Annotated in this window: 26 protein-coding genes; 14 read left to right on the top strand and 12 right to left on the bottom strand. The window is 68.0% G+C overall.

The window, feature by feature from the left end; all coding sequences use genetic code 11:
• The first annotated feature begins 31 nt into the window (after window positions 1–31).
• Both OG558_RS19490 and OG558_RS19485 read left to right on the top strand, forming a co-directional pair.
• Window positions 32–610 (top strand): dihydrofolate reductase family protein, encoded by a 579-nt coding sequence (locus tag OG558_RS19490; RefSeq protein WP_405071523.1) that lies wholly within the window; start codon window positions 32–34, stop codon window positions 608–610.
• Complete coding sequence (locus tag OG558_RS19485; protein WP_405071522.1) at window positions 607–1,077, top strand: nitroreductase family deazaflavin-dependent oxidoreductase; 471 nt, start codon at window positions 607–609, stop codon at window positions 1,075–1,077. The genes OG558_RS19490 and OG558_RS19485 overlap by 4 nt, the downstream gene beginning before the upstream one ends.
• Here OG558_RS19485 and OG558_RS19480 read toward each other — a convergent pair.
• Window positions 1,033–1,350: a hypothetical protein gene (locus OG558_RS19480; RefSeq protein ID WP_405071521.1), complete on the bottom strand. Its 318-nt coding sequence runs from the start codon at window positions 1,348–1,350 to the stop codon at window positions 1,033–1,035. The two genes, OG558_RS19485 and OG558_RS19480, sit on opposite strands and share 45 nt — an antisense overlap.
• Before the next feature lie 676 nt (window positions 1,351–2,026).
• On the opposite strand from OG558_RS19480, the gene OG558_RS19475 reads away from it, so the two are divergent.
• Both OG558_RS19475 and OG558_RS19470 read left to right on the top strand, forming a co-directional pair.
• Window positions 2,027–2,485 carry a helix-turn-helix domain-containing protein gene (locus OG558_RS19475; RefSeq protein WP_405064962.1) on the top strand — a complete coding sequence of 153 codons (459 nt, stop codon included), beginning with the start codon at window positions 2,027–2,029 and terminating at the stop codon, window positions 2,483–2,485.
• Window positions 2,374–3,156, top strand: coding sequence for an IS630 family transposase (locus tag OG558_RS19470; RefSeq protein WP_405064960.1), 783 nt, complete (start codon window positions 2,374–2,376; stop codon window positions 3,154–3,156). The genes OG558_RS19475 and OG558_RS19470 overlap by 112 nt, the downstream gene beginning before the upstream one ends.
• Before the next feature lie 116 nt (window positions 3,157–3,272).
• Here the strand turns inward: OG558_RS19470 and OG558_RS19465 are convergent, their stop codons facing one another.
• Entirely contained in the window at window positions 3,273–3,767 is a 495-nt protein-coding gene (locus OG558_RS19465) for a DUF4265 domain-containing protein (protein WP_405071520.1), read from the bottom strand.
• 184 nt (window positions 3,768–3,951) lie between these two features.
• Window positions 3,952–4,374, bottom strand: coding sequence for a hypothetical protein (locus tag OG558_RS19460; RefSeq protein ID WP_405071519.1), 423 nt, complete (start codon window positions 4,372–4,374; stop codon window positions 3,952–3,954).
• 131 nt (window positions 4,375–4,505) lie between these two features.
• Between OG558_RS19460 and OG558_RS19455 the strand changes: the two genes are divergently transcribed.
• Window positions 4,506–5,414: an alpha/beta fold hydrolase gene (locus OG558_RS19455; protein ID WP_405071518.1), complete on the top strand. Its 909-nt coding sequence runs from the start codon at window positions 4,506–4,508 to the stop codon at window positions 5,412–5,414.
• Window positions 5,415–5,423: 9 nt separating this feature from the next.
• On the opposite strand, the gene OG558_RS19450 is transcribed toward OG558_RS19455, so the two are convergent.
• Window positions 5,424–6,116, bottom strand: a complete 693-nt coding sequence (locus OG558_RS19450; protein ID WP_405071517.1) for a TetR/AcrR family transcriptional regulator — start codon at window positions 6,114–6,116, stop codon at window positions 5,424–5,426.
• A 130-nt stretch (window positions 6,117–6,246) separates the two neighbouring features.
• On the opposite strand from OG558_RS19450, the gene OG558_RS19445 reads away from it, so the two are divergent.
• Window positions 6,247–6,624, top strand: coding sequence for a YrdB family protein (locus OG558_RS19445; RefSeq protein WP_405071516.1), 378 nt, complete (start codon window positions 6,247–6,249; stop codon window positions 6,622–6,624).
• Between the two features lie 7 nt (window positions 6,625–6,631).
• On the opposite strand, the gene OG558_RS19440 is transcribed toward OG558_RS19445, so the two are convergent.
• The gene (locus OG558_RS19440; protein ID WP_405071515.1) at window positions 6,632–7,477 is read right to left on the bottom strand and encodes a choice-of-anchor D domain-containing protein; all 846 of its coding nucleotides are present in this window, start codon (window positions 7,475–7,477) and stop codon (window positions 6,632–6,634) included.
• Between the two features lie 217 nt (window positions 7,478–7,694).
• Between OG558_RS19440 and OG558_RS19435 the strand changes: the two genes are divergently transcribed.
• The gene (locus OG558_RS19435; protein WP_405071514.1) at window positions 7,695–8,252 is read left to right on the top strand and encodes a hypothetical protein; all 558 of its coding nucleotides are present in this window, start codon (window positions 7,695–7,697) and stop codon (window positions 8,250–8,252) included.
• On the opposite strand, the gene OG558_RS19430 is transcribed toward OG558_RS19435, so the two are convergent.
• On the bottom strand, window positions 8,253–9,680 hold the full coding sequence (locus tag OG558_RS19430) for a S8 family peptidase (RefSeq protein ID WP_405071513.1): 1,428 nt from the start codon (window positions 9,678–9,680) through the stop codon (window positions 8,253–8,255). It abuts the gene before it with no gap.
• 41 nt (window positions 9,681–9,721) lie between these two features.
• Between OG558_RS19430 and OG558_RS19425 the strand changes: the two genes are divergently transcribed.
• Window positions 9,722–12,352 (top strand): CHAT domain-containing protein, encoded by a 2,631-nt coding sequence (locus OG558_RS19425; RefSeq protein ID WP_405071512.1) that lies wholly within the window; start codon window positions 9,722–9,724, stop codon window positions 12,350–12,352.
• 5 nt (window positions 12,353–12,357) lie between these two features.
• Here the strand turns inward: OG558_RS19425 and OG558_RS19420 are convergent, their stop codons facing one another.
• Together OG558_RS19420 and OG558_RS19415 are read right to left on the bottom strand one after the other, a co-directional pair.
• Window positions 12,358–12,840: a hypothetical protein gene (locus OG558_RS19420; RefSeq protein ID WP_405071511.1), complete on the bottom strand. Its 483-nt coding sequence runs from the start codon at window positions 12,838–12,840 to the stop codon at window positions 12,358–12,360.
• Window positions 12,837–13,433, bottom strand: coding sequence for an RNA polymerase sigma factor (locus OG558_RS19415; protein WP_405071510.1), 597 nt, complete (start codon window positions 13,431–13,433; stop codon window positions 12,837–12,839). The genes OG558_RS19420 and OG558_RS19415 overlap by 4 nt, the downstream gene beginning before the upstream one ends.
• A 453-nt stretch (window positions 13,434–13,886) precedes the next feature.
• Between OG558_RS19415 and OG558_RS19410 the strand changes: the two genes are divergently transcribed.
• Window positions 13,887–14,468 (top strand): hypothetical protein, encoded by a 582-nt coding sequence (locus OG558_RS19410; protein ID WP_405071509.1) that lies wholly within the window; start codon window positions 13,887–13,889, stop codon window positions 14,466–14,468.
• A 25-nt stretch (window positions 14,469–14,493) separates the two neighbouring features.
• Here OG558_RS19410 and OG558_RS19405 read toward each other — a convergent pair whose 3' ends face one another.
• Window positions 14,494–14,760: a hypothetical protein gene (locus OG558_RS19405; protein ID WP_405071508.1), complete on the bottom strand. Its 267-nt coding sequence runs from the start codon at window positions 14,758–14,760 to the stop codon at window positions 14,494–14,496.
• A 133-nt stretch (window positions 14,761–14,893) separates the two neighbouring features.
• Between OG558_RS19405 and OG558_RS19400 the strand changes: the two genes are divergently transcribed.
• From OG558_RS19400 to OG558_RS19390, 3 genes are read left to right on the top strand one after another with little or no spacing between them, the layout of a single operon-like run.
• Window positions 14,894–15,175: a hypothetical protein gene (locus tag OG558_RS19400; RefSeq protein ID WP_405071507.1), complete on the top strand. Its 282-nt coding sequence runs from the start codon at window positions 14,894–14,896 to the stop codon at window positions 15,173–15,175.
• Window positions 15,176–15,189: 14 nt separating this feature from the next.
• Window positions 15,190–16,569, top strand: coding sequence for a DUF4331 domain-containing protein (locus tag OG558_RS19395; protein WP_405071506.1), 1,380 nt, complete (start codon window positions 15,190–15,192; stop codon window positions 16,567–16,569).
• Entirely contained in the window at window positions 16,566–16,976 is a 411-nt protein-coding gene (locus OG558_RS19390; protein WP_405071505.1) for a hypothetical protein, read from the top strand. The genes OG558_RS19395 and OG558_RS19390 overlap by 4 nt, the downstream gene beginning before the upstream one ends.
• 12 nt (window positions 16,977–16,988) lie before the next feature.
• Here the strand turns inward: OG558_RS19390 and OG558_RS19385 are convergent, their stop codons facing one another.
• Window positions 16,989–17,762, bottom strand: a complete 774-nt coding sequence (locus OG558_RS19385) for an SDR family oxidoreductase (RefSeq protein ID WP_405071504.1) — start codon at window positions 17,760–17,762, stop codon at window positions 16,989–16,991.
• 147 nt (window positions 17,763–17,909) lie between these two features.
• On the opposite strand from OG558_RS19385, the gene OG558_RS19380 reads away from it, so the two are divergent.
• Window positions 17,910–19,154, top strand: coding sequence for an ATP-grasp domain-containing protein (locus OG558_RS19380; RefSeq protein WP_405071503.1), 1,245 nt, complete (start codon window positions 17,910–17,912; stop codon window positions 19,152–19,154).
• Window positions 19,151–20,383: an MDR family MFS transporter gene (locus OG558_RS19375; RefSeq protein WP_405071502.1), complete on the top strand. Its 1,233-nt coding sequence runs from the start codon at window positions 19,151–19,153 to the stop codon at window positions 20,381–20,383. The genes OG558_RS19380 and OG558_RS19375 overlap by 4 nt, the downstream gene beginning before the upstream one ends.
• Window positions 20,384–20,395: 12 nt before the next feature.
• Here the strand turns inward: OG558_RS19375 and OG558_RS19370 are convergent, their stop codons facing one another.
• Together OG558_RS19370 and OG558_RS19365 are read right to left on the bottom strand one after the other, a co-directional pair.
• Window positions 20,396–21,313: an aminoglycoside phosphotransferase family protein gene (locus OG558_RS19370; RefSeq protein WP_405071501.1), complete on the bottom strand. Its 918-nt coding sequence runs from the start codon at window positions 21,311–21,313 to the stop codon at window positions 20,396–20,398.
• Between the two features lie 65 nt (window positions 21,314–21,378).
• Complete coding sequence (locus OG558_RS19365; RefSeq protein WP_405071500.1) at window positions 21,379–22,152, bottom strand: CoA transferase subunit A; 774 nt, start codon at window positions 22,150–22,152, stop codon at window positions 21,379–21,381.
• Between the last annotated feature and the right edge of the window lie 23 nt (window positions 22,153–22,175).

Raw genomic sequence — 22,175 nt, 5'->3', positions numbered from 1 at the left:
ACGGGCGGCCGCACAGCAGACGGAGGACGCAATGCGCAAGCTCATCGCCGCCATGAAGATGTCGCTCGACGCGAAGGTGGAAGGCCCGGACGGTACCGCCGACTGGGTCGAGGCGTGGTCGGACGACTACGGCCTGACGCCGCAGATCGACGCCTGCCTGCTCGGCGGAGGCATGTACCCCGGCTACGAGACGTACTGGACCGGGATCCAGACCAAGCCGGAGACGCCGGCGTGGCTCACCAGCGAGCCGCCGACGCCGGCCGAGCGGGAGTGGGCCGACTTCATCAAGCAGACGCCCCACTACGTGCTCTCCAGCACGCTGAAGACCACGTCGTGGCCGAACACGACCTTCCTGCGTTCGATCGACGACGTAGCCGCACTCAAGCAGCAGCCGGGCAAGGACATCTACCTTGTCGGTGGAGCGCGCATCACGGCGTCCCTGATCGACGCCGGCCTGGTCGACGAGCTGCGGTTGATCACGTACCCGCTCGTCGCCGGTACGGAGAGCACCGCGCTGTTCGCGACCTCACCACGCCGCAGTGCCGAGCTGCTCGACGTACGGCAGCTCGACCGTGGCAAGGTGGCGCTGACCTACGAATTCGCCTCATGACAGCTGCGGACAACAGCCAGGTGGTCGCCGAGTTCCGCGCGAACGGCGGCCGCCTAGGCGGCCCCCTGGCTGGAACGCCCGTACTGCTCCTGCACCACGTGGGGGCGCGAACCGGCGCGCGGCGGGTCACGCCCCTGGTGTACTCCTGCCATGCCGGCGACCGCGTGGTCGTCGTCGCGTCCAACGGAGGCGAGCCGAGCGATCCCGCCTGGCTGCACAATCTCCGAACTCATCCGGACGCCGCAGTCGAGATCGGCACCGACGTCGTTGCGGTGCACGCGGCAGAAGCGGGCGGGGCCGAGCGCGACGAGCTCTGGCAGGAGGTGGTGGCCCGCTACCCGGATGTCGGACGCTTCGGCTCGCGGACAGACCGCCCGATCCCGCTGGTCGTCCTGCGGCGAACCCAGCACCCGCCGCCCGCGTCATCGACGTTGCCTGACGCAACTGATCAGGACGGCCAGTTGTAGTACTTGCAGACAGGCGCGACCGTCGGGGTGACTGTCGTCGTGCCGTCGCGGGAAGTCCTGGTGTACGGAAGCGTGCATTCCCGGGTGTCCGGGGAGTTCGGTGGTCGCGTAGACCTGCCGGTCGTTCGCGTCGTACCCGCGGACAACGTAGTCCTTGCGCGCGGGATCGTCCGCGTCGTAGGGACCCCACTTCGTGCGGCCCTCGGTGGGTGCGAACCAGAACCCGTCCTGGACCGGCAACCCATCCGATCCCCCCAGCACCACCGTCGTCACTCCGCCACCTCCAGATCGTCCCCCACGAGGGGCTCTCACCGGATATGTCGCGACCCCGGAACCGGAGTTCCGGCAACCGTCAGAGGCACGGTCGAGGCGTGCGCTGAGTACGCCGAACGCAACCATCGCGAAGGTCGCCAGGCCAGCCGGAACGAAGACGGCTGGAAAGCCAGAAGGCCGAGGTCGCCCGCACAGAACAGGAAGCCTCGGCCCCTGACTCACAGACCGCGGATGTAGAAGGTGCGGCTGAGTCCTGCCTGGTATCTGTGGCAGGTCGGGAAGTAGACGCGGTACGGGATCAAGCCCTTGTACCCAGGACGCGGTCGCGGACGTCGTACCGGCATGGTCGACGATCCTGCCTGGTGCCGCGTCAAGCTAGGTTGGGGAGGTAATCCGCAGTGACCACCACCCCGAAGCCCGCCCCGGCGGCCAGGTGCGGGTTCACCCTTGATCTTGTCCCTTCACCCCGGGTATGCGGTGGGTAGAAGGGTGCAGCTGCGAGGTTCTCCCCGGAAATTGCCCCGGGCGGAAGGCACGCGCGGTAACGACCTCGACGTTTCCTGGCGCGGCGCTAGTAGCGTGTCGCTGCTTAGTTCTGGGGGTGTGGTTGGGAGGTTTGGGTCCGGCAGATCTTCCTTCCCCTCTGCCAGACAGGACTGTTGTCGTGCCTTCGCTGATGAAGCGTCCGGTGGTGTTGACCGAGGCGGATCGTGACTGGCTGGTTCGGGTGACCACGACGGGGGTGCATCCGGCCGCGGTGATCAGGCGGGCGCGGGTGCTGCTCGCGCTGGATACCTCGGTGGGCGAGGTCGATACCCAGGAGGTGCTCGCGGCCCGGGTCGGTGTCTCGGCCGAGATGCTGCGGCTGGTCGCCAAGCGGTTCGCTGAGACCGGCGGTGATGCGGACGCCACGATCTCGCGCAAGCAACGCGAGCATCCGCCGGTGCCCTCGCCGGTGACCGGCGAGGTCGAGGCGAGGCTGATCGCGCTGGCGTGCTCGCAGCCACCGCAGGGCTATGCCCGGTGGTCGCTGCGGTTGCTGGAAAGGCACGTCGCGCTGGTCGAGGACATTCCGGACCTGGATCACTCCACGATCGGGCGGGTGTTAAAAAAACGAGGCTGCGTCCTCATCTGAAGAAGTGCTGGACCATCCCACCCACGGCGAACGCGCAGTTCGCTGCCGCGATGGAAGACGTTCTCGCGGTCTACGCCCGCCGCTTCGACCCGGCGCGTCCGGTGGTGTGCATGGACGAGAAGCCCTACCAGCTGCTGGGTCACGCCCGCGACCCGATCCCCGCCGCACCGGGACAGGACCTGAAGGAAGACAGCGAGTACGTCCGCCGCGGCACCTGCTCGATCTTCTGCTGGGTCGAGCCGCTGGCCGGCTGGCGGCGCGTCGACGCCCAGCCACAGCGAACCAGGACCGACTGGGCCCACCAGACCGAACGGCTACTCACCCTCGACTACCCCGACGCCGAGAAGGTGGTGCTGGTGATGGACAACCTCAACACCCACACCATCGGATCGCTCTATGAGGCGTTCGATCCGGCCAAGGCGTTCGCGTTGGCGCAGCGCCTCGAGATCCACCACACCCCCAAACACGGCTCCTGGCTCAACATCGCCGAGATCGAACTGTCCGCGCTCACCCGCCAATGTCTCGACCGCCGGCTCGACGACCTCACCCTCCTGAACACCGAACTCGCCGCCTGGCAACAAGCCACCAACACCACCCAGCGTCAGGTCGACTGGCAATTCACCACCCACGACGCACGCACCAAACTCCGCCACCTATACCCAAACAATTAGCTGCGACGATCTACTAGTTCGAGCCACACCTACCGAGGCATCCAAATCGCGACGCCGTCATGGAGGCTCTCGGATGTGAAGCGTGCCCCGTGCCGGCACCGAGGTTGCCTGGAGGCTCAGATACGGAACCGCTCGACGTCACTCCATTCCCAATACAGGTGAGCCGCAGCCTCCTCTCTCTCGAAGTAGTCCATCATTGATTCCGCATCGGCACCGGGTGGTACGTCGATCGCCACATGCCGATCACCACTCCACTCGAACAGCAAGCCTGCTCGCGAGATCCGAGCATCAATTTCTGCCTTGACCATCCGGATCTGCTCTGCATCCGCCTCCGCGAGCAGAGCCCTCAAGGCTCGATGTCCTGAACGTCTGACGAGTTCGATCACAGTGCTTTCGGCCGAGATCCGAACCGTGTCGCGCAATGCGAGGCCGTAGGCACGGAACGGAATACAGCACAGCATGGCCTCACCGTCGTCGCCCGTCCGTTGCAGCCAAACCTGCTCGATCTGACCCTCGAACTCGAAGGGAGCGAGGTCGATCCTTGCAATGTAATTGCTCTCGCCGCGAAGGGCGGGCGCATCATGCACGATGAAGTTCACCACGTCCGGCACCACAGCACCTTAACCACGGAGGAGGCGGTCGGATCAGCATTTCCTTCCCTGCATCGGCTGCTGGACCGTGACCGGCCGGCCAGAGCTCGGGGCCGAACCGACGCTGTCACCCGGTCGAGGGCAGCTCGACAAGCTGCCCTCGAAACAGGTCTTCAGTGCTGGGCGCCGGCACGGGAGATGCCCGTCAGGCGGCGTCGAGGGCTTCTGTGATCTTGCGGATCATTTCGGTCATGGCGGGGCCGGTTCCGCCACGCTCGGCTCGGGCGCCGGCGTCGATCGAGGTGACGACGGTGCTGCGGAAGTTGGCGGCCTCGGCCGGGTCCTGCTGATTGAGCAGGCTCATGGATGCCGTCAGGGCCGGCAGTACCTTGTCGGCCAGCTCGGCTGTGGACTTGCCGTTCAATTTCACGCCCTTCTGCTTCTCGGCGAGCGCGTGCCCGACCGGGCCGGTCGCGGAGGCCAGGGCGAGGGCGCCGGCGACGGCGACCTTGCCGGCCGATTTCACGCCGGCGGCGGCGATGAGTGCGACAGCGCCGTGCGCGGCGGTCGCCAGGGTGAGCTTGTCCTGGTCGGTCAGGGTGATCGAGGGAGTGCTGTTGTTCGTCATGCAGACAACCATCCCGGTCTGCCCTGACACCACTCCGCCGCCAGCCTGACACGACACGGCCACCCTCCCGGTCGGGTGTCAGTGAGACGCTGATGGAACTGGGCAGCAGTCGATCGACGAGGAGGACCTCGATGGATCCGAGCGGTGTGAACAAGTCGGGAACTGTCTCGACACCGGTCCTGGACATCGCCTACGACGCAGCAGGGCCGGCAGACGGTCCAACCGCCGTACTCCTCCATGGCTTCCCCTACGACGTGCGTTGCTACGACGAGGTCGCCTCAGTCCTCGCCGATGCGGGGATGCGCGTTGTGGCCCCGTACCTCCGGGGATTCGGGCCAACCCGGTATCGGAGCGCCGACATCATGCGCTCTGGTCAGCAGGGTGCGCTCGGCCAGGATCTGCTCGACCTGCTCGACGCACTCGAGATCGAACGCGCCGTCGTGGGCGGCTTCGACTGGGGCGGCCGGGCGGCCTGCATCGCGGCGGCGGTGGCGCCCGAACGGGTCACCGGCCTGGTCACAGTGGGCGGGTACAACATCCAGGACATCGCCCGGTCCGCCGAGCCGGCACCGCCGGAAGCCGAGAGCGCTGCCTGGTACACCCACTACTTCCTCACCGATCGCGGACGTGCCGGGCTGGAGCGCTATACCGACGAGCTCTGTGGGCTGTTGTGGCGGCAGTGGTCGCCCACTTGGACAAACTGTGCCGCCACCTTTGCTGCGACCTCGCCCAGCTTGCACAATCCCGACTTCGTCAGCACCGTGATCCACTCCTACCAGCACCGTCGCGGTGCGGCCGCCGGCGACCCCCGCTACGACCACCTCGAGAAACTGCTCGCGACCACGCCCGCCATCACCGTGCCGACCATCGCGCTCGACGCCCTCGCCGACGGCCTCGGCGCCGACGACTCGAGTGTCGACGAGCCGCTGTTCATCGGTGGTTTCGATCGGCGCGAACTGCCAGGCATCGGCCACAACCCGCCGCAGGAGGCTCCGGAAGCGTTCGCCCGCGCAGTCCTGGACGTCGCCGCATTTGAATGAGCAGCTTGGTCAGGCTGGGTCGGGGAGGCCGAGTACGGCGCCGAGGCGGGCTAGCTGGTGATCGAGGTGGCCGGCGAACTGAGTGACGGTGTTGGTGAACTGGCCGAACAGCTCGAGGCTCACCAGACCGCACAGCGAGGAGAACGCCAGTAGACCGCGGGCGAGCACCTCAGGGGCAAGATCGCCGGGCAGGCCTGGGCGCAGCCGGTCCAGTTCGCGGTGGAGTGCCGCAGTCATCGGGGGATCCTCGGGCGTCGGCTTGATCTTTGCGTCGGCGAGCAGACGGAGTATCAGGAGGGGTACGCGGCTCCCGGCGGCTGTGGTCCGCTCCGGGGGCGCGTGATAGCCGGGGACCGGGCTGCCGTAGAGCAAGGCCCATTCGGCTGGGTTCGCGACCGCCCAGCGGCGTACCGAACGGCCGATGGCCAGCCACCGGCGACCCAGGTCGTCGCGGCGGCAGCGGGACTCCGCCGCCTCCACGGCGTCGCCGAACGCGTTGTACGACTCCTCGATCAGCAATGTCAGCAGCTCGTCCCGGCTCGGCACGTAGCGGTAGATCGCCGACGAGACCAGGCCGAGCTCGCGAGCGATCGCCCGCAGGGACAGGGCGGCGGCGCCCTCCCTGGCGAGCTGCTGGTGCGCGATCCGGAGGATGTCGGCCATCGTCTGCCGGTGCTGGCGCTGCCGCGTGGTCTCCGTCATCGCCTCATTGTCGTCACGGCCGAGAGCGGTGGCAACTTTCGAGAGCAGTGCTCTTGCTTTCCGAGCAGGAATCACCCACACTGGACATAAGAGAGAGCACTGCTCTCGGAAATGTGAGGAGCGTACGACGATGCACGAGATCTGGCGCTGGAGCAACCTCGGCGTGGCCTTCGGAATGGAGCTCGCCGGCCTGGGCATCTTCGCCTGGTGGGGCTGGCGCACCGGCGACCACCTCGCGCTGCGGGTGTTGCTGGCGATCGGCCTGCCGGTGACCGCGGCGATCGTGTGGGGCCTGTTCGCCGCACCGACTGCGGACCACGGCAGCCCGGTGGTGACCACCATCGTCAAGATCGCGTTCTTCGGCCTGGCCGGTCTGGCGCTGTGGAGCCTCGACCACCGGGTCGTGGCCGCCGCCTTCGTCCTCACGGTCGCCGCGAACCTCCTGATCATCCACGCCGCGAACCTCAGCCCTGACACCCCAGGGGCGGCGGTGATCACCACCCGCTGACCGCGCGTCAGCCCGCCGATGGAGTTGGTTCTGGCTCAGGGCTTTGGCTCGCTCCGCCGGGTGAAGTAGATGGGGTCCCCGGGGACTGCTCGGGGTCACCGCCGTTGTCGATGGCGTTGCCGCTGATTGTGACGCGCCACGTGACGTCCCCGGGGTTCAGATGGACGACCAGGAAGGCTTCGCGGACTCCAGCGGAGGTCGGCTGGAACGTCAGCCGCACCGAGCAGGCCGAGTGCGGTTTCAAGGTGCCGTTGCACACCTTCGTGAGGGTGAAGTCACCGGCCTGGTCGCCCTCCAGACCCGCTGTGCCGATCTCGACGGTGGTGGCGCCGACGTTCTGCACGCCGATCTGCTTGCACGCCTCTGCTTCGCCGACCTTCGCGTCGGGGCACGTCAGGCTCTTCGGCATCTTCAGCTTCGGTCCGGGCTGCGTGGTCGGGGGCGTCGTTGCCTCGGGTTTCGTTTTGGGTTCGGTCGTCGGTGCCGACGGGAGTGGGGGCGTCGGGGTCCGCCGGGTGTTCACGAAGGTGCCGGAGCCGTCCGCCGTCAGGGTTCCGCGGCCGGCGATCGCCTCCGGCAGGGTGAACCCACCGATGCTGATCACGAGCGCGATGGCGCTCAGTGCTGCGATTCCCACGGTACGGGCGACTCCCGGTCCTCGCGTGGTGATCACCGCCACCAGCAACGGGCTCAGCGCGGCTCCGGCCAGCGTCGCGATCCGGCCCGCGCCCAGCGCAGGAATGATTGCGGACGACACGACGGACGACAGGATGCCGAGGAAGAGAGACTTGTGGCTGAAGGCATTCGTCTCCTTGATCTGCTGGCCCAGGCGCTGGTTCTGCTGCGATTCCATGGTTCTTCACCCGGACCAGGGGTGGGTCGTGGTCATGTCCGTTTCCTCTCGGATGTGGTGATGACCGATGAGAGGTTGAACTTGCTGGGCTGATACGACCCGATGTATCCGGGCGCGGCCTGGTGACTCTTCTTCCGCGGAGGTACCGAACGGAACCGGAGGGATCCAAGTGAGCAGCACAGCACGTCCGGCCGGCAGGCGGCGGAACAAGGCTGCGATGAAGCCGTTCACACGGCGGCTGATTGGCGCGATCAACTTCGCCGAAGCCGTCCTGGCACTGGTCGGTCTCGTCGCCGCCTACGGCATCGCCGAGCGGCTCGTGACCGCCCAGGAGATCGCCGGCCCCCACGTCATCGCGACCCGGACGGTCCGGTGGTGGGGACCGGACTTCACGACCACGTTGAACATGTCACTGCTGATCGTGGGGGCAGCTGCCGGCGCCGTGGGCAGCATCATCCATCAGAGCATGGTGTTCGCGCAGCGCGCCGGCCTCGAGACCCTCGAGCGAGGCTTCGTCTGGTGGTACCTGCTGCGCCCGGCATGGTCCGCCCTCCTCGGCTCGGTCATCGTCATCGCCGTCAACACGGGACTGATCAGCATCGGCGACGAGACGACCTCCACGGCCGGCATGACGGTGCTGGTGATGATGGGCTGCCTGGCCGGCCTTTTCACGGACGAGGCGATGCGGCGCCTGCGCCCGTTGCTCGGCGCCACGCCGCCCGAGGTCTCCCAAGTCCCCGACGACGAGAGGGACCCGATCGAGGACGAGCGCTGACTACTCAGGGAGCAGCACGGCTCCGACACCGGGTTGTGCCGCCCCCTGAGCCTCGGCGATGAGCGCGGCCGCCGCTTCCCGGCCGTTCTCACCGGTCCGTGACATCCGCGCCGCGATCAGCCCCGCGACAACCGGCGTACTGAACGAGGTACCACTCCACTTCGCCATCCCGTAGAACTTCTCCACCCTGGCCGGCCGGCCAGTACCGACGTGAGGTGGCTGGCGGTACTGGTACGTCCCTTTGGGGAACGCGTTGACCAGGTTCTGGCCGGGCGCGTAGACGTCCACCCAACCACCGTGATTGCTGAAGCCGGCCCGCCCGCGCCACTGGGTGCTCAGCGCACCGACGGAAACGGTGAACGGCGCCGCCGCCGGCCAGAACGGTTCCCGGCCACCGTCGTTGCCCGCGGCCACAACCATGACGACTCCCTTGTGATGGCGCAGTCGTCGCTCGTTGAAGACCGTGAAGCTCAGCAGCCGGGTCGCGTCGAACGTATAGGTTCCTGCCGACATGCTGATGATGTCCGGATAGTCGTGCTCGAGGATGTGGTCGAGCTTCTGGACGAGTTCGGCTTCCGTGACTGCGCCGCCGGGACCGAACGCGCGGCATACGTGCACCTCGGCCAGCGGGGCGACGCATCTGATGACTCCCGCGATGAAGGTTCCATGGCCCGCATAGTTGTCGAGGGTCGTGCCATTGATGTCGTCGTCGGGGTCCCCGGTCACCCCCTTCAGCCAACTGCTCCGTTGGGTCGCCTGCTCATCGAGACCGGTGTCGACGACGACCACGCGGACTCCCTCGCCGGCCGCACGGTCCGCGGTATAGCCGGGGTACGGCGCACTCCCGGCCGGCATCGGTTCGGGCTCTTCCGCTGGGCAGCCGGCACCGTTGCCGGCCACAACGAGGACCGTGTTCGGTCCCGATGCACCGGCACCGGCCGCGGTGATCAGGACGTCGTCGGTGCCGCCGTCCGGAAGATTGAGAGATACCAGTCCGCCTTCGCGGATGATTCTCAGCGTTTCGAGCGTGTCCAGGTGCGGATTGGATCCCAGCTTGAGCCGAACCAGCCGGACGCCGGCCAGGACGGGCTCGGAGACGGGCCTCCTGTCCTCGTCGCCGTACAGCAAATGCAATTTGTCGAGGATGCCGCGAACCTGCTCGAAGTGCTCCTCGCGAACGAGAATGGTGTCGGCCTCGAACAGGAAATCCACCTCACAGTCGGAGCCGACAGTTCTCCCCTGCTGAACCTTGAGCGCGTTTCTGGTGCCCGGACCGTAGTAGCTGAGGATGAGATCCCGCTGGGCCTGCTCCGGCGTGTCGGGTACGCCGGCAGCGTCCACGCGCTCGGGTTGCTGGGCCTGAGTCTCCAAGCTTGTGGTCTCTACGTCGTCCGTCCCTGGCTGCTCGCCCGGATCGTCTTGCTGCATCGCCCCTCCCGTTTTGGTCTTGACCTACTTAGACTCCTTGAATGTCAGCCAGCAGAGGTCAGGAAGGTCCGGACCGTCTGCTGCCGTTGGCGGTGTCGCGGCCGGCCGAAGCGTTCGCGGCGGCCAGCGCTCTGCTCGATGGGAAGCCAGATCCGGCGAGCGCGTCGATCGCTCATCAGGCCAGGGCCATCGTGTTGCGCGACTCCGGTCGCCAAGCCGAAGCAGTCGCGGAGCTTCGCCGTGCGTTTAGTCTGGCGAAGAGATCCGGAGAGCCTGGCCGCGCCGTGGACGTCCAGGCGACCTTGGGTCTCACGCTCGGCCTCGGGGGTAGGCCGAAGGAGGGACTTGTTGCGCTGGGTGAGGCGGTCGGCAACAGCAAGGGGGTTGCTGCCGGGAGAGTGCTGACTCGACGTGGTTATCTGCTCCGGGTGCTCGGGCGGTACGACGAAGCGCTCGCGGACCTGCGCCAGGCCATCACGCTGCTGCATCGCGGCCAGGATCAGGTGTGGGAGGCTCGCGCGCGGACCCATCGATTTCTCGTATACGCCGCCCTCGGACAGGCGTCTCACGCCGACCGTGACCTGGTGGTGGCCGAGCGGTTGTCGGCAGCCACCGGGCAGGATCTGGAGTCGGCGATGCTGGTGCACAACCGCGCGGATGTGGCCTTCCAGTCCGGCGATCTGCCCGCGGCGCTCGGCTTCCTCGATGAGGCGGCCGCTCGGTACGCGGCGCTGCAGACGGAATGGCCGAGTCTGGCGATCGACCGCTGCGCCGTACTGCTCGCCGCCGGGCTCGCGACCGAAGCCGTGACGACGACCGAACAGATCCTGCAGCACCATCTGCGTCTCGACAGCACAGGGACCGGGACAGCCGAGCTGCTGTTCTCCGTGGCGCAGGCGGCGTTGGCTGCCGGCCGGCTCGACCTGGCCGAGGAACGCGCTGTGGCCGCCGGTGAACTGTTCCGGCAGCAGGGCAGAAACGGCTGGCTGGCCCGCGCGCTGCACGTCTCGGTCCAATCGCAGTACGACGCCGGCCAGCGTGGCGATCGGCTCAGCGTCAAGGCCGGGCGGCTCGCCGATCAGCTCGACGAGCTGAACTCCCCGGACGCACCGTCGGCGCATCTTCTGGCCGGCCGGCTGGCCGCCGCCCAAGGGCATCCGGTTGACGCCGACCGGCATCTCGCCCGCGCGGCCCGCTTCCGCCATCGTGGTCCCACCTTCGGTCATGCGGCCGGCTGGCTCGCCCACGCGCTGCGGGCCGAGGGTCGCGGCGCCACTGCCGCGACGCTGATCGCCTGCCGGCACGGCCTCGAAGCAGCCACCGACCACCAACGAACTCTGGCCGCACCAGAGTTGCGTGCGCACGCCGCGGTCTACGGCGTCGAACTTGCCGCCCTGGCGCAGCGTCACGCCGTACGACGGAACGACGCGCGCATGCTGTTGCGCTGGAGCGAGCGGTGGCGGGCCAGTGCGCTGACCTTGACGCCCGTCCGGCCTCCGGATGATCCCGAGCTGGCGGCGGACCTCGCGGGGCTGCGCAACGTAGCGCGACGCTTGGACGCCGCTCTGGGAGCGGACGGAGATACCGACCGCCTTCGGCTCGAACGGAACCGGCTCGAAGCGGCAATCCGGGCAAGGACCAGGCGTCTCGCCGGCCGACGCTCTAACACCAAGGCCGCTCCGCATCACCGCGATGACGCGGCCGACGTCGGCGCGCTGATCGACGGCCTGGGAGAGCATCGTCTGGTCGAGATCACTGCCGTCAACGGTCTGCTGTACGCGGTCACCGTCGTCGGGCGGAAGGTACGCATGCATCCGATCGGTCCGGTCGGGGCCGCTATCCGAGAACTCGACCTGGCGCTGTTCCAGCTGCGCAGGCTCGCCCACGGCCGAGCGTCGGCCGGGGCTCTCGAGGGACTCGCTACGGCCGGCCTCCGCTTGCAGCAGGCTCTGCTGGGACCGGCCGCTGCCGATCTCGACGGCGCCCCGGCCCTGATCGTGCCGCCGGCGGCGTTGCACGCGGTGCCCTGGGCGATGCTGCCGGTGTTGAGATCTGTCCCGGTTGTGGTCGCGCCTTCGGCGTCGATGTGGTTGCGGGCCGGCCGCCTCCCGGCACCGCGGCACCGCCGGGTCGCACTGGTCGTCGGACCTGATCTCGAAGGCGGTAAGGACGAGATGCAGCAGATCCGCAGCGGCTACCCAGACGCAGTCGTCCTCACCGACGGTCAAGCGACCGCCGAGAACACCCTTGCCGCAATGGACGGCGCCTGGATCGCACACATCGCTGCCCACGGGCTCTTCCGCCGCGACAACCCGTTGTTCTCCGCGATGGCTCTGGACGACGGCCCGCTGACTCTCTACGACCTCGGCAGGCTTCGCCGGGCGCCGCTGCGACTCGTGCTGTCCAGTTGCGAGTCCGGCGTTGCAGCTCCGATCGGTGCGGACGAGCTCCTCGGTGCGGTGTCCGCCCTCGTCCCGCTCGGTACGGCCAGCCTCCTGGCCAGCGTCGTACCGGTCAACGACATCACCACCGCGTCGCTGATGGTCGACTTCCACCGGCGACTGCGTGATCGAGCCTCGTTCGGCACCGCGCTCCAAGAGGCCCGCGCCGGCGTCGACGACGACCCTGTCGCGGTTGCGACCGCGCTGTCGTTCGTGGCCCTCGGCCGATGAGGGCGTCACAGGTTGACCCATGACGTGATGACCGAACGCCCGCTGACGGACCGGCACCGGATCCGCACCGGGCCACCTTGCCTCCGATCGAGGATGAAGCGCCCCAGCTCATCCAGTTGCACCGTCTCACGGCGGCCGTCGCCGCATTCGACGTCACAGGCCACCGGCGAAGCGCCGACCAACTGGCCGATGACAGTCAGCCCGTCGTCGCCCGGCGCGATCTCCAACTCGACCCGGACGCCACCGCCTTCGAACGACAGCAGGCGATCTGCGGTGATGCCCGCAGTTGCGCGCCGTACCGTTTCGTACTCGAGGTCCGCGGCAGTACTCGCGGAGTCGGCGATCAGCTCAGCCAACTGCCCGTCGAGATCGTGCATCCTGATCGCTTCCCGCGCGGCAGCCGTGACGTCTTCGGGCAAGGGGTCGGCCTCCGCTGCGACCTGGCTCAACATCTCGAGCAGTGCGTCGTCCTCACGGTCGGTGCTCATGCCAGTCCTCCGCCAGGCTCCGTGACCGTGGACTCGAACGGATACGGGCCGGACGACATGATCGCCCGCAGCGCCGCCAGGCAACGCTGGCGGGTCGGTCCGATACTCCCGACCGGCATGTCCAGCGCTGACGCGACCTCCACATAGCTGGGCGGCGGATCTGCCATCAACACTCGCAATAGGGTCTGACAGCGAGGCTTCAAAGACCGGAACGCCCGCCACAACGCCGAATCCTGCTCCCGTTGCAGCAGCGCGTCATCCAGCGGGTCGGCATCGTCCGGGAGGTCGTCCCACGTCTCCGAGACAACCAATTTGGACCGGCGCCGTAACGCGGCCAGACATTCGCGCCGCATGGTCGTGGCCAGCCAGCTTCCGATGCTCTCCGGCTGCCGGACGGTGTCGATGCGTTCCACCAGGCGAAGCCAGGTCGTCTGGATGGCGTCGGCCGCGTCCTGCTGGTTCAGCCGCATCCCGCGGGCGATGAACCACAGCAGGTTCGTGTAGCGATCCGTCAGCGTCCCCCAGGCCGCCGGATCGGCGGATCGCACTTTTTCGACGAGCTCGAGATTGTCGAGATGCTGTTGCTGGTCCATTGCATGTCTCTCCGGACTGTCGCCAGCCTTTCGGGCGAGACTTTGACACCGCCTCGGCGAAAGGTGCGCGACCGTTGTGTCGGAGTCGGCCGACCGCCCTCTTCGGCATTCTCGCCGACAATTTCGGTGCAGTCCACAGCCCGAACTCCGGACGCACTTCGCGCGACCTGGCGAGCCTGAATGGATGGTGAAAGGACGCGGACCGCCAGCGGCGGCGAAGTTCGATCGATCCCCGGTTTTCGCAGCGCATTCGCGCCTCGGCACAGACATCTCGAACCTCCTTCCGATCGACGTGATGCGGATAAGAGTCCTCGGTGCCGGTACTGATACCTGCTCCTCAGCGGACAAACATGCGTTTGAGCGATGCGCCTCTTCTCGACAGCCGTCGAAAGGTATTTCAATCGTGTGTCAGTGCTCTGCCCAGAAGAAAGCGGAAATGCGCTAGGAGGAGCGATGAGCACATCCAACGGAATGCGGCCGGAGACGCCGGAGACCCCGGACCACGAGAGCTGGTGGAGCCGCATCGGCACGCTGGGCCAGGCCCTGACAGCCCTGACCGGGCTGATTGTCACCGTCGTGCCGATCCTCGTCGCAACGGGCCTGCCGGGTCAGGACAGTGGCAATTCGAACTTCTCGCCGACTGTGGTGCCGACCACCAGTCAGCCGTACACATCACCCCCATCGACCACACCGCCTCCGCAGGCCGAGGGGATCAACCTCACGGTCTCCGACCAGCTCACGGACGGTGCGGAGGAAGAGGTCATCGTGATCACTCTCGAAGGGTCGCGAGTCGCCACCTTGCACGCGACCCGCGAGCAGCCCGTGGTGAGTCAGCGGGTCACTGCGACGAGGGCCGGGAACTACAGCTACGTGGTCGATGCCGTGATGCGCTGGTACGACGAGACCGGCACCGAGCAGGTCACAAACGCCACCGGCCGCGGTAGCGTCTCGATCGACGACGGGACGCGCCTCGACGTCTACGTCCACGAGGAAACCGACGGCATCAGCCTCTCCCTCGAGTCCGCCACCCAATGACCGGGCGCTGGGCCAGGTTGCCGGTCTAGGGCCGCCGGCTGGTCGCGGCGGTCGAGGTCAGTACGGCGGTCGGCAGGCCGATAAGCACGGCCCAACCGACCCGCGTCGTCTGCCGCGTGGCGCAGTTTCGCGCCGCGCCCTCGTCGACCAGCCCGCGGACCGGCAGCGTGTTCGTGCCCAGAACCGAATGGCACTCGGTGCGCTCGTACCCGGAGTCAGGCGGAGCCAGCAACAGCCACAGCACCATGGCGAAGCCGACACAGGACAGCACCCACACAAACGCTCGCTTCATGCCCCAGCCATAGGGCGGTCAGGGTTCGCAGCGAATCGCGTTCTCCTTCCAGGCCTATCCAGGCGGCGGACCGCGTCGAAGGACACTCGACGACCGGCGGTCGCCGGTGGTCACCGGACAAGGAGGAGGAGTCATGAGTGACACCACACGCCGCGGGTTCCTGGTGTTCGCAGGCGCCGGAACCGCGGCCGCGGTCGGTGCGGCCGGTGCGATCGCCGCACCCCAGATCTTCGGTGCGCAGTCCACGGATGCCGCGAAGCCGCTGCAGCCGGCCGACCTGGCCAGCGCCGAGTCGTTCGTCGTCCACGTCAAGAACGTGAAGAAAGGGCAGCTGGCGATCCTGGTCGGCCAGCGCGAGGTCCTGATCACAGATCGCGAGCTGGCCGCGCGCCTGGCCGGCAAGACCACAGCCTGAGGAAGGAATCTGTCATGTCTTCGCACCGCGAAGCGCCGGAGATCTCGAAGGATCCGGTCGCCGACAACACCGACGTGTACGCGTTCGTGTCCCCGGACAAACCGGACACGGTCACGATCATCGCCAACTTCATCCCGTTCCAGCTCCCGTACGGCGGCCCGAACTTCTACGAGTTCGGCGACGACGTGCTCTACCAGCTGCACATCTCCAACAGCGGCACCGGCCGCGCCGACATCAGCTACCAGTTCCGCTTCCAGGCCAAGATCCGGAACAAGAAGACGTTCCTGTACAACACCGGCCCGATCACCTCGCTCACGGACCCGAACTGGAACCGTCCGCAGTTCTACTCGGTCACCCGCGTCGAGAACGGCCAGGCCCGGATCCTCGCGCGTGACCTGGCCGCTCCCCCGGTCAACGTCGGAGTCCGCAGTACGCCGAACTACGCCAAGCTGGCGCGGTCGGCGATCCACACCATCGGCCGCAATCGCCAGGTGTTCGCCGGGCAGCGCGCCGACGGGTTCTTCGCCGACCTGGGCAGCATCTTCGACCTCGGCACGCTGCGGCCGTTCCAGATGGCCCACCTGATCCCGTCCGCGGCCGCGATGGGCGTCAACGGGCTGCAGGGATCCAACGTGCACACGATCGCGCTCCAGGTCCCGATCAGCGACCTGACCCGCGACGGCAAGACTCCTAAGGACGTGCTGGATCCGAAGTCCGTCATCGGCGTCTACGCCAGCGCGAGCCGCCAGGAGTCCCGGATCCTCGACGACCTGAGTGGCGCCCCGATCTGGCACGGCCCCTTCAGGCAGGTCTCCCGGTTGGGCAACCCACTGTTCAACGAGGTCATCGTGCCGATGGCGGAGAAGGACCGGTGGAACAGCCGCGCGCCCAAGGACGACAAGGCCTTCGCGCAGTTCGTCACCCAGCCCGAGCTCGCGGGACTGCTGCCGGTCCTCTATCCGGGCGTGTTCCCACGTCTGGCTGCGTACAAGAAGGCCCGGGCCGATCTGGCCGCGATCCTGCTGACCGGTATTCCGAAGGGCGTCGTACCCGGCTTCCAGAACTTCACCGGCACGGTCCAAGCCGACATGCTGCGGCTGAACGTCGCCGTACCGCCGGCGAAGAAGCCGAATCCGCTGGGCCTGGTCGCAGGCGACGCCGCCGGCTTCCCGAACGGGCGTCGGGTCTTCGACGACGTCGTCACCGTCGAACTCCGCGCGATCGCCGGCCTCACGATTCCGCTGGTCGATCCCGCCTTCAAGCCCGACGACGCGGCCGGGGCGATCAAGGACGGTACGTCGAACACGAACTCCGACTACCTCAACTGGTTCCCGTACCTCGGTACTCCGGCCGGCGGCTATTCGTCCAAGCCGGGCCTGCCCGCAGTGTCATGACCAGGCCACTGACGAACGCCGAGGAGAATCCCCACGCCGGCAAGGGTTCCTCGGTCCTGCTCGATATCGGCGACGGCGTCGGCGCGATCGTCGTCACCACCCCTGCCGACCTGGACGACGCCGAGATCGAACGCCGCCCGGCCGGGGATCCACCACCCGCACACGAAGACGAAGAGCGCACCCACGGCCATGGACACGGACACGGGCGCGCGCACGGGGGCCATCGTCTTCCGCACGTGGCGGTGGTTCCCCGGTCATCCCCCGACGGACAACTCGTCCATTCGGCAGTCTTCGCCGACGTCCCCACGGGCCGTTACGACCTCTACGTCCTGCCGGACGGACCCGTCCGCCTCACCGTCGACGTACTCGGCGGCCAGGTCACCGAGGCAACCTGGCCCGTCCGGTAACGAACGCACGCCTCAGATGGTGGGTGTCAGACCGCCGTCGATGATGATGTCGGCGCCGATGAGATTGCCGGCGCGATCGCTGGCCAGGAACACCACCACGTCGGCGACCTCCTCGGGCCGCGTGAACCGACCCGAGGGGGACGCGGCCGCCGCCTGAGCCGCGACGTCGCCCGGCTGGGCACCGACCGCACCGCCGACGGTCTCCGCGACGCCTCCCGTGCCCAGCCACAGATCCGTCGCCACCGGGCCGGGGCTGACCGTGTTCACGCGGACGCCGCGTGGCGCGAGCTCCTTGGACAACGACTTGAAGAAGCTCAGCGAGGCGGCCTTCGCAGCGCTGTAGTCGATCACCAGAGGATCCGGAAGCGTCGCGTTCACCGAGCACACGGTGACGATGGCGCCCGCCCGCTCGACCAGGACGGGTACTGCGGCCCGGGTCGTCCGGACCGCTGACAGCAGGTCGAGAGTCAGCGTCTCTAGCCAGTCCGCATCGGTCACCGAGGTGACTCCGGCCGGCCGTGGCCGAACCGCGCCGACGTTGTTCACCAGGATGTCGAAACCGCCTACCCGCGAGATCGCCTCGTCCACGAGACGTCCCGGGCCCTCCGCCGTACTCAGGTCGACGGCAACGGCCTCGACCGGTAACGCGCCGAGCTCTCCGTCGACGGTCCGGGCAGCCGCGACGACTTTGGCGCCCTCGGCCAGGAGAGCACGTGTCGTCGCCAATCCGATGCCCTTGCTCGCACCGGTGACGAGTGCCGTCTTACCACTCAAGTGAAGATCCATGTCCCCACCATGCGCCATGAGCCGTTCCCCGGACTCCCTAGGGACCTGCTGACGAGCGCGGATAGGGAGGACTTCCGATGTGTGGGCCTACCTCAGACCAGCAGATTCGGGGACATCGGCAGGTAGACCCGTAGCGGAAGGAAGTAGATGGTCAGCACCGGACGGCCTCGCGTTCTGCTTGTTGGCGGCAAGCTCGCACAACTGCGAAAGGCTCGGGAGCTCGGACTGGAGGTGGTTCTCGTCCAGTTCCCGGACGCGTTCGAGCATTCGCCGTACGTCGATCAGGCGCTGCTACTCGATTACGGCGACATCGACCGGCTCCTGCCACTGGTCCGCGCGTTGCACGAGGCGTACCCGTTCCAGGCGGCCGTGTCGTTGTTCGAACTCGGACTGCTGCCGGCGGCGCGGATCAACGAGGCGCTCGGCCTCGGCGGCGAGTCCGTCGCCACCGTGGAACTCCTGCTGGACAAGTGGCGGATGCGCCGGCACCTGGCCGCGAGGGGCATCAGCCCGGTGGCCTCGGCGGTCGGCCGGTCCGGGCGGGACGTTCGGGAGTTCGTCGACGCGCACGGGCTCCCGATCATCGTGAAGCCGATCCGCGAATCGGGCAGCCTCGGAGTGTTTCCCGTCCGCGACCGGGCCGAGGTGGACGTGGTCGCCGAACGGTACCGATCCCTCGACGACGGGCACTGGGTCACCGGGGACCTGTCCGACGCCGAATCCTTCGACGAGTTCCTCATGGAGGAGTTCCTGGACGGCCCGGAGATCAGCGTCGAAACCCTGTCCTTCGACGGCCGGCACGTGGTCGTCGCGGTGACGGACAAGGAGGTCGGCGGCGCTGGTTTCGTCGAGATCGGGCACTCGCAGCCCAGCGCCTGCTCGGCCGAGACGCTGCGCGAGGTCACCCAGTTGGTGACGGAGTTCCTCGACGCCGTGGGACTGCGCAACGGCCCCGGGCACACCGAGGTTAAGCTGACCTCGCGCGGCCCGCGGATCGTCGAGTCACACAACCGCATCGGCGGCGACCGGATCAACGACTTGGCCGAGATCGCCTACGGCGTCGACATGGAGCGCTACGCGCTGGGCGCCGGGTTCGGCCTCGTGGAGCCACTGACCACGTCGCCCGATGCTCGAGGCGGGGCGGCCGTCCGGTTCCTCACGCCGGAGCCCGGACGGGTCGTGGAGGTGACCGGCGTCGACGCCGTACGCGCGGACCCGGCGTTCGTCGACCTGCAGTTGAAGGTGGGGCCGGGTGACGTAGTACCGCCGCTGACCTGGAACGAGGACAAGGTCGGTCACGTCGTCGCCCGCGGTGCAACCGCCACCGAAGCGATCGCCCATGGCAGGCGGCTGGCCGCGGCGATCCACGTGCGCACCGAGCCCATCGCGTGAGCACCGCGCCGCCGGACCGGTCGGACGTCGGCGAGCCGCGATTCCGCGACGCGCTGCGCAGCCTGCCCGGCCGGGTGTGGATCATCAGCCTCGGCATCCTCGTCAACCGGGTCGGCAACTTCCTGCCCGTGTTCATCGTGCTTTACCTGACCGAGCGCGGCTATTCCGCCGGCGCCGCGGGGTTGGTGCTGGGCGTGTCCGGTCTGGGCAACGTGCTCGGCAACGCCGTCGGCGGTTACCTCGCCGACCGGATCGGCCGGCGGTGGACCATCGTGCTGTCCGCCGTACCCACGGCCGGGCTGACGGCGATCGTGCCGTCCCTCGGACCACTATCGGCCATCGTCGCGGTGGTCGGTCTCATCGGCGTGACGTCGCAGATCTACCGGCCGGCCGCGGCCGCGGTGCTGCTCGACTCCGTTTCGACCAACCAGCAACGGCTCGCCGCCTTCGCGGTGTTCCGGTTCGCGATGAACATCGGCGCCGCCCTGGGCGGCGTCATCGGCGGTGTGCTGGCCAGCACCTCCTATGCGGAGCTCTTCCTGGGCAACGCCGCCGCATGCCTGCTGTTCGGCGTGGTCGTGGCGGTGCTGCTCCGGGATGCGCCCCACCCGCTGTCCGACCAGGACGATGCGGAAGAACAGGCGGACCAGACGGTGGGGTACCGGCAGGCGCTCGCCGATCGCGCCCTGGTGCGATTCCTGGTGATGACCCTGGTCGGCGAGTTCGTCTACATCCAGTCCACCGTCGGCCTGCCCCTGCACGTCAGCGACGTCGGTCTGAGCGCGCGCGACTTCGGTCTCCTCATCGGGCTCAACGGTCTGGTGGTGCTGGTGCTGGAGCTGCCCACCACCGGCGTGGTCTCCCGGTACCGGCCGGAGTACGTACTTGCCATCGGCAACCTGCTGATCGGTGCCGGTCTCGCGCTGACCGGGTTCATGAACGGCATGGTCCTGCTGTCGGCGACGGTGCTGATCTGGACGCTCGGCGAGATGATGTCCAGCTCCGTCGCGGCCGCCTACCTGGGAAGTCTGGCTCCGCCTCGGATGGCGGGGCGCTACCAGGGCCTGTACGGCGTCGCGTACACGATCGGCACGGGCGCCGGACCGCTCATCGGCGGCGCCGTGTACGCGATCGGCCCCTGGGCGCTGTGGGTCCTGGTCGGTGCGGCCGGGTTGCTCGCCGCGCAGCTTTGTCTGCCACGCCGTACGGCGACCGAACCGGCATCATGACCTGAACGTGGGTCAATGCTCCGCAGCGAAGTCGGCGAGGATCTCGGCGATGAAGGGCTGGGCATCGCGCACCCTGGCGGGATCGCGGGTCCGGTAGTAAGGGATCGCGATCATGACCAGGGACAGGACCCAGCCGCGGGCTCGGGCCCAGGTGTCGTCGTCGACATCCATCGCGTCCCGGAACGCCTGTTGTGAGTCGCCCTCGAACAAGTACCACGCCGCGAAGAGATCACCCGCTGGGTCGGCAGCCCGCGCCGTACCGAAGTCGATGACCGCGGACAGCTTGCCGTCGGCAACCAGTACGTTGCCCGGCATGAGATCGCCGTGGATCCACCTGGGTGGACCATCGTAGGTGTCCGCGGCCAGCGACGCCTCCCACGCGGAAAGCACGAGTCCGGTATCGAACTCGTCGCGCAACTCCTCCAGTGCCTCGCGGAAGAGCGTGTCCCGCGGCGCCAGCGGCGTACCCCGGCTGAACGGGTCGTCCGGCGGAACCGGAGCCCCGGTCGTGTCGACCGTCTGCAGACAGTGAACGAACTCGGCGAGTTCGCGCGCCGCGCTCATCGGGTCGGGGAGCTGATCCAGCTGGAAGGGCTCGCCCTCCAGCCACCGATACACGCCCCGGCTGAAGGGATAGCCCGCACCAGGCACACCGAGCGCCAGCGGCTCGGGCACCGCCAGGGGAAGGTGCGGGGACAGCCGCGGCATCCAGGTCAGGTCCTTCTCCACCTGACCCTGCGCCGACTCGGTACGAGGCAGCCGGACAGCCAGGTCAGCACCCACCCGGAACGTCACGTTGTCGGTGCCCGACGATGCGACGACCTGAACCGGAGCACCGGCCCACTGCGGGAACTGCTCGGCCAGCAGGCGCGCCACCAACGAAGCGTCGATGTCCACCTCGTCGTCATGCAGCTTCGCGACCTCGGACACGACACGGAGTCTCACACCCACCTGACCGACGGTCAATCAAGTTAAATCGCGAAGCTCAGGGCAGGTCAGGCCTTGGACCGCGGCCGGGTCGTGCGCTTCTCGATGCTCTTGCGCGCGGCCTGTTCCGGAGTGAGCGGTACGACGCGTTGGACGAAGACACCGGGCAGGTGGATCGCGTCCGGGTCGAGTACGCCGACGTCGACGACCTGCTCGGCTTCGACGATCGTCAGCCGGCCGGCCATCGCCGCCACCGGGTTGAAGTTGCGCGCGGCCGCGTGGAACACGCAGTTGCCGGCCCGGTCGGCGACCGCGGCCCGGACCAGCGCGACATCGGTGACGATCGCCTCCTCGAGGACCATCTCGCGACCGTCGATCGTCCGGACCTCCTTGGCCGGCGACGCCACGGCCACGGTCCCGTCGGGGCCGTAGCGCCAGGGCAGTCCACCCTCGGCGACGACCGTGCCGACGCCGGTCGGGGTGAAGAACGCGCCGATGCCCGCCCCGCCGGCCCGCAGCCGCTCGGCCAGGGTGCCCTGCGGTGTCAGCTCGACGTGCAGTTCCCCGGCCAGGTACTGACGGGCGAACTCCTTGTTCTCCCCGACGTACGACGCGATCACGCGGCTGATCCGGCCTCGTTGCAGCAGCAGGCCGAGGCCGGCGCCGTCGACCCCGCAGTTGTTCGACACCACGGTCAGATCACCGGCGCCCTGGTCGAGCAGCGCCTCGATCAGGAACCACGGGATGCCGGCCAGCCCGAAGCCGCCGACCGCCAGGCTGGTCCCATCGGCGATGTCGGCGACCGCGTCGGCGGGCGTCGCGACGACCTTGTCGACACTCATGCGTTCTCCTGACGGTGAGCGAT

Source organism: Kribbella sp. NBC_01510, from assembly GCF_045040325.1.
Classification (GTDB): Bacteria; Actinomycetota; Actinomycetes; order Propionibacteriales; family Kribbellaceae; genus Kribbella.
This window is presented reverse-complemented; position numbering and strand designations above follow the sequence as displayed.

Bases quoted from the DNA above. Each gene is read 5' to 3' on its own strand.
- OG558_RS19420 (WP_405071511.1), bottom strand. From the start codon at position 12,840: ATGAGCACCGACCGTGAGGACGACGCACTGCTCGAGATGTTGAGCCAG.
- OG558_RS19435 (WP_405071514.1), top strand. From the start codon at position 7,695: ATGAAGCCGTTCACACGGCGGCTGATTGGCGCGATCAACTTCGCCGAA.
- OG558_RS19400 (WP_405071507.1), top strand. From the start codon at position 14,894: ATGAGTGACACCACACGCCGCGGGTTCCTGGTGTTCGCAGGCGCCGGA.
- OG558_RS19460 (WP_405071519.1), bottom strand. From the start codon at position 4,374: ATGACGAACAACAGCACTCCCTCGATCACCCTGACCGACCAGGACAAG.
- OG558_RS19395 (WP_405071506.1), top strand. From the start codon at position 15,190: ATGTCTTCGCACCGCGAAGCGCCGGAGATCTCGAAGGATCCGGTCGCC.
- OG558_RS19365 (WP_405071500.1), bottom strand. From the start codon at position 22,152: ATGAGTGTCGACAAGGTCGTCGCGACGCCCGCCGACGCGGTCGCCGAC.
- OG558_RS19475 (WP_405064962.1), top strand. From the start codon at position 2,027: ATGAAGCGTCCGGTGGTGTTGACCGAGGCGGATCGTGACTGGCTGGTT.
- OG558_RS19390 (WP_405071505.1), top strand. From the start codon at position 16,566: ATGACCAGGCCACTGACGAACGCCGAGGAGAATCCCCACGCCGGCAAG.
- OG558_RS19490 (WP_405071523.1), top strand. From the start codon at position 32: ATGCGCAAGCTCATCGCCGCCATGAAGATGTCGCTCGACGCGAAGGTG.
- OG558_RS19425 (WP_405071512.1), top strand. From the start codon at position 9,722: ATGTCAGCCAGCAGAGGTCAGGAAGGTCCGGACCGTCTGCTGCCGTTG.
- OG558_RS19440 (WP_405071515.1), bottom strand. From the start codon at position 7,477: ATGGAATCGCAGCAGAACCAGCGCCTGGGCCAGCAGATCAAGGAGACG.
- OG558_RS19430 (WP_405071513.1), bottom strand. From the start codon at position 9,680: ATGCAGCAAGACGATCCGGGCGAGCAGCCAGGGACGGACGACGTAGAG.
- OG558_RS19380 (WP_405071503.1), top strand. From the start codon at position 17,910: ATGGTCAGCACCGGACGGCCTCGCGTTCTGCTTGTTGGCGGCAAGCTC.
- OG558_RS19450 (WP_405071517.1), bottom strand. From the start codon at position 6,116: ATGACGGAGACCACGCGGCAGCGCCAGCACCGGCAGACGATGGCCGAC.
- OG558_RS19415 (WP_405071510.1), bottom strand. From the start codon at position 13,433: ATGGACCAGCAACAGCATCTCGACAATCTCGAGCTCGTCGAAAAAGTG.
- OG558_RS19455 (WP_405071518.1), top strand. From the start codon at position 4,506: ATGGATCCGAGCGGTGTGAACAAGTCGGGAACTGTCTCGACACCGGTC.
- OG558_RS19445 (WP_405071516.1), top strand. From the start codon at position 6,247: ATGCACGAGATCTGGCGCTGGAGCAACCTCGGCGTGGCCTTCGGAATG.
- OG558_RS19485 (WP_405071522.1), top strand. From the start codon at position 607: ATGACAGCTGCGGACAACAGCCAGGTGGTCGCCGAGTTCCGCGCGAAC.
- OG558_RS19385 (WP_405071504.1), bottom strand. From the start codon at position 17,762: ATGGATCTTCACTTGAGTGGTAAGACGGCACTCGTCACCGGTGCGAGC.
- OG558_RS19405 (WP_405071508.1), bottom strand. From the start codon at position 14,760: ATGAAGCGAGCGTTTGTGTGGGTGCTGTCCTGTGTCGGCTTCGCCATG.
- OG558_RS19410 (WP_405071509.1), top strand. From the start codon at position 13,887: ATGAGCACATCCAACGGAATGCGGCCGGAGACGCCGGAGACCCCGGAC.